The organism is Vibrio sp. 1249-1 (assembly GCF_033340495.1).
This window is the reverse complement of the sequence record NZ_JAWOWJ010000845.1, coordinates 1-590: the sequence shown is the minus strand read 5'-3', so window position 1 is coordinate 590 and position 590 is coordinate 1. Positions and strand designations below refer to the sequence as shown.

General features: G+C 44.2%; 1 protein-coding gene and 1 pseudogene. Both read left to right on the top strand.

The genetic code is table 11. The features are described 5' to 3' along the window. Positions 1–206 (top strand): sugar transferase (locus tag R7Z50_RS29250; RefSeq protein ID WP_318149982.1); only part of this gene is annotated, 206 nt, incomplete at its 5' end. After that, positions 196–590 (top strand): annotated as a pseudogene (locus R7Z50_RS29245) (capsular biosynthesis protein); the annotation flags it as partial. The gene R7Z50_RS29250 and the pseudogene R7Z50_RS29245, both read left to right, overlap by 11 nt.

Genomic DNA, 590 nt, shown 5'->3' with positions numbered 1-590 from the left:
GCTACATGTTGCGCCACAAAGTCAAACCAGGCATTACAGGTTGGGCTCAAATCAACGGCTATCGCGGCGAAACCGACACACTCGATAAGATGGAAAAACGCTTCGAGTTTGATTTGGATTACATCCATCATTGGTCGGTTTGGATGGACATCAAAATCATCTTCCTTCCCGTGTTCAAAGGCTTTACTGGCTCCAATGCGTACTAAGGCGGCGATGATGAAAACAACAACTCCAGCACTTGCGCTCGCCCTTTGTTCAACAGCTGCATTAGCAGAGCCAATGGCATATCAAACTGAATCTGGCATTGAGTTTATCCCATTGGTCAAAGCGTTCTACGAAGGCGACGACAATATAAACAAAGCGGAAAAATCTCAAGATATAGAATCCGTAAACATTTGGGGACTAGAGCCTAGCTTGTTGGCACGTATCGAACGCAATCAATATCGCGCAGACATTCAGTACAAGCTGAAAGCGGGCTTTTCTTCGGACGATAAGAATGATTACGATGACCATACCTTTCAGTTCACCAATTTTTTTGAATTCAATCATCGTCATCGTTTAGTCGTGGATTATCGTTTTCAGGCATTGCA